Origin of the sequence: Actinophytocola sp., from assembly GCF_035712165.1 — a bacterium.
GTDB lineage: Bacteria > Actinomycetota > Actinomycetes > Mycobacteriales > Pseudonocardiaceae > DASYTH01.
On the sequence record NZ_DASTBH010000441.1, the window covers coordinates 1 to 8,643 of the forward strand.

General features: G+C 69.4%; 9 protein-coding genes. 2 read left to right on the forward strand and 7 right to left on the reverse strand.

Annotated elements, in window-relative coordinates; all coding sequences use genetic code 11:
* From VFO68_RS24785 to VFO68_RS24800, 4 genes are all read right to left on the reverse strand, one after another.
* Positions 1 to 847, reverse strand: an 847-nt coding sequence (locus tag VFO68_RS24785) for a glycosyltransferase family 4 protein (RefSeq protein ID WP_325160776.1), incomplete at its 3' end; no start/stop codon positions are given.
* Positions 844 to 1,764: a phosphatidylinositol mannoside acyltransferase gene (locus VFO68_RS24790; RefSeq protein ID WP_325160777.1), complete on the reverse strand. Its 921-nt coding sequence runs from the start codon at positions 1,762 to 1,764 to the stop codon at positions 844 to 846. The genes VFO68_RS24785 and VFO68_RS24790, both read right to left, overlap by 4 nt.
* Positions 1,761 to 2,390 carry a phosphatidylinositol phosphate synthase gene (gene pgsA, locus VFO68_RS24795; RefSeq protein ID WP_325160778.1) on the reverse strand — a complete coding sequence of 210 codons (630 nt, stop codon included), beginning with the start codon at positions 2,388 to 2,390 and terminating at the stop codon, positions 1,761 to 1,763. The genes VFO68_RS24790 and pgsA overlap by 4 nt, the downstream gene beginning before the upstream one ends.
* A gap of 93 nt (positions 2,391 to 2,483) precedes the next feature.
* Complete coding sequence (locus tag VFO68_RS24800; protein WP_325160779.1) at positions 2,484 to 2,948, reverse strand: MarR family winged helix-turn-helix transcriptional regulator; 465 nt, start codon at positions 2,946 to 2,948, stop codon at positions 2,484 to 2,486.
* 86 nt (positions 2,949 to 3,034) lie between these two features.
* Here VFO68_RS24800 and VFO68_RS24805 point away from each other — a divergent pair, with 86 nt between their 5' ends.
* Positions 3,035 to 3,598, forward strand: coding sequence for a YceI family protein (locus tag VFO68_RS24805; protein WP_325160780.1), 564 nt, complete (start codon positions 3,035 to 3,037; stop codon positions 3,596 to 3,598).
* 9 nt (positions 3,599 to 3,607) lie between these two features.
* Here the strand turns inward: VFO68_RS24805 and VFO68_RS24810 are convergent, their stop codons facing one another.
* The 3 genes from VFO68_RS24810 to VFO68_RS24820 all read right to left on the reverse strand — a co-directional run bounded on the left by VFO68_RS24810 (position 3,608) and on the right by VFO68_RS24820 (position 7,051).
* Positions 3,608 to 4,174, reverse strand: coding sequence for an HIT domain-containing protein (locus VFO68_RS24810; RefSeq protein WP_325160781.1), 567 nt, complete (start codon positions 4,172 to 4,174; stop codon positions 3,608 to 3,610).
* An 82-nt stretch (positions 4,175 to 4,256) separates the two neighbouring features.
* Positions 4,257 to 6,281, reverse strand: a complete 2,025-nt coding sequence (thrS, locus tag VFO68_RS24815) for a threonine--tRNA ligase (protein ID WP_325160782.1) — start codon at positions 6,279 to 6,281, stop codon at positions 4,257 to 4,259.
* A gap of 143 nt (positions 6,282 to 6,424) precedes the next feature.
* Complete coding sequence (locus VFO68_RS24820) at positions 6,425 to 7,051, reverse strand: DUF305 domain-containing protein (RefSeq protein WP_325160783.1); 627 nt, start codon at positions 7,049 to 7,051, stop codon at positions 6,425 to 6,427.
* Between the two features lie 209 nt (positions 7,052 to 7,260).
* Between VFO68_RS24820 and VFO68_RS24825 the strand changes: the two genes are divergently transcribed.
* Positions 7,261 to 8,643: hypothetical protein (locus VFO68_RS24825; protein ID WP_325160784.1), on the forward strand; the 1,383-nt coding region annotated here is incomplete at its 3' end.

An 8,643-nucleotide genomic window follows, 5' to 3' on the forward strand; every position in this document is an offset into this window, starting at 1 on the left:
CCTCGGTGAGGATGATCCCGAAGCTCTCCCCGCCGGTGTTCGGCGCGCAGTACACGTCGATGCTGCGCAGCACCCGGGCCTTGGTCTCGTCGTCCACCTGGCCGAGCAGCACCAGCCGGTCGGCCACCGGCCCGGCGGCCCGCCGCAGTTCGTCCTCGTCGCCCCGGCCGGCGACCAGCAGCCGCACGTCCGGCAGTTCCGGTTCGAGCAGCCGCAACGCGGCCAGCAGCACCGCCATGCCCTTGCGCGGCTCGCTGAACCGCCCGACGAAACCGATCGTCGCGCCCGGGCGCGGGTAGCCGGGCAGCGGCTCGGCGCCCTCGAAGAACCCGACGTCGACCCCGTTGGGGATCTCCACCGCGTCCCCGCCGAGGTGCTCCACCTGAACCCGTCTGGCCAGCTCCGACACCGCGATCCGGGCGGTGATCTTCTCCAGCCGGGGCCGCAGCATGCCCTGCGAGGCGCTCAGCGTCCGGGAGCGCGGCGTCGAGGTGTGGAAGGTGGCCACGATCGGGCCGTCGGCCAGCATCAGCGCCAGCAGCGGCAGGCTCGGCACCACCGGCTCGTGCAGGTGCAGCACGTCGAAGTCGTGGTCGCGGATCCACCGCCGGACCCGGGCGTAGGACACCGGGCCGAACGACAGCCGTGCCACCGAGCCGTTGTACGGGATGCGCACCGCCCGGCCGGTCGGCCGGACGAAGTCCGGCAACGGCGTCTCCTCGGCGGCCGGGGCCAGCACCTCGACCTCGTGGCCCTGCCCGCGCAACGCCTTGGCCAGATCGAGGACGTGCGCCTGTACCCCTCCGGGAACCTCGAAGGAGTACGGGCAGACGACCCCGATCCTCATGGGGCTTCGGCCAGCACCTTCTGCCGCTGCTCCGGCAGGTCGGATATCCACAGCGGCTGCAGCATGTGCCAGTCCTCGGGTTTGGCCGCGATGTCGGCGGCGAAGGCGTCGGCCATCTTCTGCGTGACGACCGGAATCTGCTCGCGTTCGTGCACGGTCATCGGGGTGTGCACGCCGATGCCCCAGCCGTCCTCGGTGAAGGTCTGGTCGACGATCAGCAGGGTCGCGCCGGTCATCGCGGCCAGCCGGGCCGGCCCGGCCGGCATCCTGGTCTGCTCGCCGAAGAAGGTGACCGGCACACCGCGCCGGGACAGGTCCCGGTCGGCCGGCAGGCACACCATCCGGTTCTGCCGCAGCCGTTCGATCAGCAGGCGGTAGGGGGCGACGTCGCCGCCGGAGGCCGGCAGGATCTCGAAGCCGAGCGACTCGCGGTAGCCGGCGAACCGGCGGAACACCGACTCGGGCCGCAGCCGCTCGGCGACCGTGGTGAACGTGCCGAACCGGCTGGCCAGCCAGAGGCCCGAGATGTCCCAGTTGCCGGTGTGCGGCAGGGCGAGCACCAGGCCCCTGCCCCGGTCCAGCGCCTCCTCCATCATGTGCTTGTTGACGAAGACGTCGTCGATCCGCCGGCAGATCGCCTCCTTGTCCATGGCCGGCAGCCGGAAGGTCTCCCGCCAGTACCGGGCGTAGGAGCGCAGCGCCGCCCGGACCAGCTCGTCCAACTCCGCCGTGCTGGCCTGGGGGACGACCCGGGCCAGGTTGCGCCGTAACTGCTGGGTGCCGGCTCCGGGCCGGCGCGCGGCCAGGTCCGCGCCGGTGCGGAACAGCGAGCGGGCCAGCCCGTCGGGCAGCCGGCCCACCAGCCCCCAGCCGGCGCCGTACCCCCAGTCGGCCAGCCGGTGCCCCCAGCCCGTCATGCGCCCGCCTCCGTCAGCTCCGGGCCGGCGGCGGCCGAGCGCCGGACGGCGACGATCCGCTGCGCCACGGTCACCAGGGACAGCACGACGAGTAGCCAGATGGCCACGTCGAGGGCGTACGGGATGCCGAAGCCGGTCAGCCCGGCCCCGGTCAGCGCGATGATCAGCCGTTCGGCCCGCTCGACCACCCCGACGTTCGCGGTCAGTCCGGTCGCCTCGGCGCGGGCCTTGATGTAGGAGGTGACCTGGGCGAGCACCAGGCAGACCAGGATGGCGCCGGCCAGTGGCAGGTTCTCCGCGACCACGAAGGCGTACCAGGCCAGCCCGGCCATCAGGGCGCCGTCGGCGATCCGGTCGCAGGTCGCGTCCAGGACGGTGCCGAACGGGGTGCCGCCGCCGGTCGCCCGGGCCATCGCGCCGTCCAGCAGGTCGAACATGGCGAAGCCCCACACCACGAACGTCCCGGCGACCAGGTGTCCGGTCGGGAACAGCCACAGCGCGCCGAGCACCGCCCCCGCGGTGCCGACCACGGTGATCGTGTTCGGGGACAGGCCGCTTCGGGCCAACCACGCTCCGACGGGATCGGTGACGCGGTCGAACGAGGCTCTGGCGAAGATGTTCAACATGAGCTGGTCTTAAGCTGCCTCACCGGACGGGAACTGCGAGCGCTGGCAGCCTAATGGGTCGCGCAGCCGGGCCACGCAGCTTGGTCTGCAGGATCACTCACCGGATCCGCACAGACCGCGCAGGATCGCCCGGCTGATCTCGCCGAGCTGGGCGACCTGCTCCGGTGTGAGCTGATCGAAGATCTTCTCCCGGACGGCGGTGACGTGGCCGGGCGCGGCCGCCGCCAGCGCTGCGAAGCCGGCGTCGGTGAGCACGGCGAAGGAGCCGCGCTTGTCGGTATGGCACGTGCGCCGGTGCACCCAGCCGACCTCCTCGAGCCGGGCGACGGCATGCGACAGGCGGCTGCGGGAGGACCCGCGGGCGCCGGCCAGCTGGCTCATCCGCAGCGTGCGGTCCGGCGCCTCGGACAGCGCGACCAGGATCTCGTAGTAGGTGTAGGGCATCGCCGAGTCGCGCTGCAGTTGCCGGTCGAAGTAGTCGGTCAGGCCCTCGACGGCCGTCACGAAGGAACGCCAGATCTCCTGCTCGCCTTCGCTCAGCCATCGAGTGGTGTCCATGACAATCAGTCTAGCGATTGTTGAACTCTCAACCCAGGACCTGTAGTGTCATCGTTGAGAGTTCAACCAAATGAGGAGGCAGTTTGATGAGCAGTGCCACGACCCTCGAGATCCCCGGCTACATCGCGGGCACCTGGGACTTCGACCCGCCGCACACCTACATCGGCTTCGTGGTGCGGCACCTGGTGGTGACCAAGGTCCGCGGCCGGTTCGAAGAGGTCGAGGGGCACATCGTCACCGCCGCGAACCCACTGGACTCCACGGTCGAGGTCCGCGTCGACCTCAACTCGGTCAACACCAACAACGAGATGCGGGACAACCACCTGCGCTCCGGTGACTTCTTCGAGATCGAGAAGTTCCCGGCGATGACCTACCGGTCCAGCGGCATCCGTCAGGTCGGCGACGAGTACGTGCTGGACGGCGAACTGACCATCAAGGACGTCACCCGGCCGGTCCCGCTGACCTTCGAGCTCAACGGCTTCAGCGCCGACCCGTGGGGCGGCACCCGGATCGGCATCTCGGCCAAGGGCGAGATCAACCGGCGGGACTTCAACGTCAACTTCGAGGGCGTGCAGAACGGCCTGGCCGTGGTCGCCGACAAGATCGAACTGGTCATCGACGTCGAGGCCAAGCTGCGTACCGAGGGCTAGTCCGGCCGGCTAGTCGAGGTCCCGCCAGGCCTTTGCCAGCAGCGCCCGGGTCTCATTGAGCAACTGAGGCAGCACCTTGGTATGCCCGACCACCGGCATGAAGTTGGAGTCGCCGCCCCAGCGCGGTACCAGGTGCTGGTGCAGGTGCGCGGCGATGCCGGCGCCGGCGATCACACCCTGGTTCATGCCGATGTTGAAGCCGTGCGGCGACGACACCCGGCGGGCGACGCTCATCGCCCGCTGGGTGAACTCGGCCAGTTCGACGGTCTCCGCCCCGGTCAGTTCGGTGTAGTCCGCGACGTGCCGGTAGGGCACCACCATCAGATGACCCGGGTTGTACGGGTACAGGTTCAGCACCGCGTACACCAGCGTCCCCCGGGCGATGATCAACCCGTCCGCGTCGTCGAGGCCGATCAGCCGGCAGAACGGGCAGCCCTCCGCGGCGTCATGGTCGGGCTTGTTCTCGCCGAGGATGTAGGCCATCCGGTGGGGAGTCCACAGCCGCTGCAACGCGTCCGGGACGCCCACACCCTCCTGCGCGACGAGTTCGGGGCCGGACCAACCGCCAGCGGTCATGAATGAATCCTAGGCCCTGCTCACAGGTGGTCCGGCGAGTGACCGGTTCCGCGCGGCCCCCGGAAACACGCCTCAGCGGTGATCAGTCCGGAACGGCCAGCGTCTCCGCCGAGGGCGATTCGTTCTTCCGGGTGGTGATCCAGGAATCGATCGCCTCGACGGCGCGGTCCGCCGGCACACCGTTGATCTGCCCGCCGTCCCGGAACCGGAACGACACCGCGCCCGCCTCGACGTCCTTGCCGCCGGCCAGCAGCATGAACGGCACCTTGGCCGTGGTGTGGTTACGGATCTTCTTCTGCATCCGATCGTCCGAAGTGTCCACTTCGACCCGGATCCCCTTGGCCCGCAGCGCCTTTGCCACGCGCAGCAGGTGCTCGGCGTGCTCGTCGGCGATCGGGATGCCGACCACCTGAACCGGGGCGAGCCAGGCCGGGAACGCCCCGGCGTAGTGCTCGGTGAGGATGCCGAAGAACCGCTCGATGGAGCCGAACAGCGCCCGGTGGATCATGACCGGCCGCTGCCGGCTGCCGTCCGGGGCGGTGTACTCCAACTCGAACCGCTTCGGCTGCTGGAAGTCGACCTGAATGGTGGACATCTGCCAGGTGCGGCCGATCGCGTCCCGGACCTGGACCGAGATCTTCGGGCCGTAGTACGCCGCGCCCCCCGGGTCCGGCACCAGCTCCAGGCCGGAGGCCAGCGCCGACGCGCGCAGCTCCTCGGTCGCCTCCTCCCACTCCTCCGGCTCCCCGACGAACTTCGGCGAGTCGTCGCGTGTGGACAGTTCGAGGTAGAAGTCGCTCAGACCGTAGTCGCGCAGCAGATCCAGCACGAAGGTGAGCAGCGAACGCAGTTCGCCCTGCATCTGCTCGCGGGTGCAGTAGATGTGCGAGTCGTCCATGGTCAGGCCGCGCACCCGGGTCAGGCCGTGCACCACACCGGACTTCTCGTACCGGTACACCGTCCCGAACTCGAACAGGCGCAGCGGAAGCTCCCGGTAGGACCGCCCGCGCGACCGGTAGATCAGGTTGTGCATCGGGCAGTTCATGGCCTTGAGGTAGTAGTCCTCGCCCTCGAACTGGATCGGCGGGAACATCGTGTCGGCGTAGTACGGCAGGTGGCCGGAGGTGTGGAACAGTCCGCTCTTGCTGATGTGCGGCGTGTTGACGAACTCGTAGCCGGACTCCTCGTGCCGGCGGCGCGAGTAGGTCTCCATCTCCCGGCGCACGATGCCACCCTTCGGGTGAAACACCGCGAGCCCGGAGCCCAGCTCGTCGGGGAAGCTGAACAGGTCGAGCTCGGCGCCCAGCCGGCGGTGGTCACGCCGCTCGGCCTCGGCGACCATCTCCAGATGGGCGTCCAACGCCTCCTGGGACTCCCATGCGGTGCCGTAGATCCGCTGCAGCTGCGGGTTCTGCTCCTTGCCGCGCCAGTAGGCCGCGGCCACCCTGGTCAGGGTGAACGCCGGGATGTGCTTGGTGGTCGGCAGGTGCGGGCCGCGACACAGGTCGGCCCACACCCGCTCGCCGGTGCGCGGGTCGAGGTTGTCGTAGATGGTCAGCTCCCCCGCGCCGACCTCCATCACCTCGTCGGTGTCCACATCGCTCTTGAGGTCGACCAGCTCCAGCTTGTACGGCTCGGCGGCCAGCTCCGCCTTGGCCGCGTCCACCGACTCGACCACCCGGCGGGAGAAGCGCTGTGCCCCCTTGACGATCTGCTTCATGCGCTTCTCCAGCGCCTGCAGATCCTCCGGGGTGAACGGCCGCTCGACGTCGAAGTCGTAGTAGAAGCCGTCCCGGACCGGCGGGCCGATGCCCAGCTTGGCCTCCGGGAACAGCTGCTGCACGGCCTGCGCCAGCACGTGCGCGGTGGAGTGGCGGATCACGCTGCGGCCGTCCTCGCTGTCCGCGGGGACCGCCTCGACCTCCACGTCGCTGTCGGGTGCCCAGGCCAGGTCCCGCAGCCGCCCGCCCGGATCCCGCACGACGACCACCGCGTCCGGCCCCTTGCCCGGCAGCCCCGCCTCGCGCACGGCGGTCCCCGCGGTCGTCCCAGCCGGCACCACCACACGCCGAACCGCTGCGACGGACGATCCAGACGGCTGACCCACGGGAAACTCCTCATCACCACGCACGGTTATCCCCCTGATCGTATCCACCCCTCTTTCCCCCGGTCCCCCCGGTTTCCCGACCGCCCGCGCCCGCTGATTTTCACCGGGCGAACACAGCCGGGTGGCCCGGTTGCGAGCCGGCGTCAGTGACCGAGCAGGGCCCGCATCTGGTTGAGCTCGTCGGACTGGGTGGCGATCACGTCGTCGGCCATCTCCTGGACGCGGACCTCGGCGCCCCTGGTCTGGATCTCGCTCGCCATCGTCAGCGCGCCGGCGTGGTGGGCGATCATCAGCTCCAGGAACATCGTGTCGAAGGCCGGGCCGGTGGCCGCCCGCAACGCGTCCAGTTGCGCGGGCGTGGCCATGCCCGGCATGTCCAGGTGTTCCGAGTGCTCCTGGTGGTGGGGATCGACGGTCGGCTGGTCGTGCGTGCGCAACCAGGCGTTCATCATGTCGATCTCCGGCTGCTGCACGTCGGCGATCCGGTCGGCCAGCCGCTTGACGGTGTCGTTGGTCGCGCGATCCGGCACCAGGCGCGCCATCTCGACTGCCTGGTGGTGGTGCAGGATCATGTTCCGCACGTAGCGGAGGTCGGCGTCGTTCGGCGGCGTGGCTGGTACGGGGCTGATGCGCTCCGGCGGGATCGTGCTCGCCGGCTCGCCCGGCCGGCCGGGTGCGATCACCGGCGCCCGCTCCTCCTCGGGGGCGCTGGTGCAGCCGGCGAGGACCAGGATCGCGGCGAGTCCGCAGACCACCGTTCGCCGGGCCATTGGGCACCCCCATTCGTATCGGCCGTGGCCTTACCTAAGCATTGTCAACTGGTGAAATTAACCGTCTAAAGATGCTGGTTGGTGTCTGAGCGGAGAGCAATACTGGATTTTCCCGGACTTCCACGAGAGGGGTATCCGCCGTGAGTTCGACGCTGAGGGGCCGGCGCCGACGGGCGCCGACCGCAGCCATCGGGGCAGTGGCGTTGGCCATGTCCGTGCTGGCCGGTATACCTTCCGCCAGCGCACAGGACTTCCCAGGCGAGGACGAACTGGTCAGCAGCCCGAACATGAGGCTGGTGGCCAACATTCCGCCCACCGACCCGCTGGCCGGCGACGCGTCGGTCGGCACCGACATCGCCTTCCAGGGCGACTTCGCGTTCGTCGGCAACTATCTCGGTTTCACCATCTACAACATCCGCAACCCCAAGCGTCCCAGGATCGTCAGCCAGGTGCTGTGCCCCGGCCCGCAGAACGACGTGTCCGTCACCGGCAACCTGCTCTTCCTGTCGACCGACTCGCGCCGCACCGACAACTCCTGCAACTCCACGACCGTGCCCGACACGACCTCCCCCTACTGGGAGGGCATCAAGATCTTCGACATCAGCGACAAGCGCGCGCCGCGCTACGTCCAGTCGGTCGAGACCGCGTGCGGCTCGCACACGCACACGCTGGTGCCGGAGGCCGACCACCGCGGACATGGCGTGAGCACCGAGGGCACTGACGGCCGGGGCCGGGACAGGGCGGTCTACCTCTACGTCTCGTCCTACTCACCGAACCCCGCGTTGGCCAAGTGCCAGCCTCCGCACGACAAGATCTCGATCATCAAGGTGCCGCTGCGCAACCCGGCCGCCGCGTCGGTCGTCGCCACCCCGGTGCTGTTCCCGGACGGCGGCAACCCCGGCGCCCCGGCTCCCTTCCCGAACGGCCGGTCGGCCACCAGCGGCTGCCACGACCTGACCGTGTACCCGGAGAAGAACCTGATGGCCGGCGCCTGCATGGGCGACGGCGTGCTGTTCGACATCTCCAACCGCGAGGCACCGCGCACGATCAACCGCGTGCAGGATATGACCAACTTCGCCTTCTGGCACTCGGCCACCTTCAACAACGAGGGCACCAAGGTCATCTTCACCGATGAGCTCGGTGGCGGCGTCGCGGCCACCTGCAACGCGGCGATCGGTCAGCTTCGCGGCGCCGACGGCATCTACGACATCGTGGGTTCCGGCGACGACCGGCGGCTGGAGTTCCGCAGCTACTTCAAGATCTCGCGGTTCCAGACCGACACCGAGAACTGCGTCGCGCACAACGGATCCCTGATCCCGGTGCGGGGCAAGGACATCATGGTGCAGGCCTGGTACCAGGGCGGCATCTCGGTGTTCGACTTCACCGACTCCGCCCACCCGCGCGAGCTGGGCTGGTTCGACCGGGGCCCGCTCTCCGACGAGCGGCTGGTCCTCGGCGGCTCGTGGTCGGCGTACTACTACAACGGCCACGTGTTCTCCAACGACATCCAGAAGGGGCTCGACGTGCTCTCGATCGACGACGAGTCGCTGGCGCCGGCGGAGAGCTACCGGTACGGCCAGTTCAACCCGCAG

Bases quoted from the DNA above. Each gene is read 5' to 3' on its own strand.
- pgsA (WP_325160778.1), bottom strand. From the start codon at position 2,390: ATGTTGAACATCTTCGCCAGAGCCTCGTTCGACCGCGTCACCGATCCC.
- VFO68_RS24800 (WP_325160779.1), bottom strand. From the start codon at position 2,948: ATGGACACCACTCGATGGCTGAGCGAAGGCGAGCAGGAGATCTGGCGT.
- VFO68_RS24810 (WP_325160781.1), bottom strand. From the start codon at position 4,174: ATGACCGCTGGCGGTTGGTCCGGCCCCGAACTCGTCGCGCAGGAGGGT.
- VFO68_RS24820 (WP_325160783.1), bottom strand. From the start codon at position 7,051: ATGGCCCGGCGAACGGTGGTCTGCGGACTCGCCGCGATCCTGGTCCTC.
- VFO68_RS24805 (WP_325160780.1), top strand. From the start codon at position 3,035: ATGAGCAGTGCCACGACCCTCGAGATCCCCGGCTACATCGCGGGCACC.
- VFO68_RS24790 (WP_325160777.1), bottom strand. From the start codon at position 1,764: ATGACGGGCTGGGGGCACCGGCTGGCCGACTGGGGGTACGGCGCCGGC.